Origin of the sequence: Pseudomonas helleri, from assembly GCF_009600315.1 — a bacterium.
GTDB lineage: Bacteria > Pseudomonadota > Gammaproteobacteria > Pseudomonadales > Pseudomonadaceae > Aquipseudomonas > Aquipseudomonas helleri_A.
Genome location: NZ_WIWC01000172.1, coordinates 1 through 266 on the forward strand (window position 1 = coordinate 1; position 266 = coordinate 266).

General features: G+C 59.0%; 1 protein-coding gene. It reads right to left on the reverse strand.

What is annotated here, in order from left to right:
- The coding region (locus GHN86_RS23245) for an aldehyde dehydrogenase family protein (RefSeq protein ID WP_153387403.1) at window positions 1-266 on the reverse strand (266 nt) is incomplete at both ends.

Sequence of the window (266 nt, forward strand, 5' to 3'; positions counted from 1 at the left end):
GTGCCGTGGCGTGTGTTGCACGCTGATCCAGTGGTCACGGGTGAATTCGTCAATCGCCCAGTCACCATTGAAACGGCCAAGCCCTGAGTTCTTTTCACCGCCAAAAGGTGCGTTGGCTTCGTCGTTGACCGGGATGTCGTTGACGTGGGTCATGCCTGCTCTCACTTTGCGGGCAAAGGTGACGGCGCGCTCCAGGTTGGTACTGAAGACGGCGCTGGAAAGGCCGAATTCGGTGGCGTTGGCCAATTCCAGGGCATGGGCTTCGT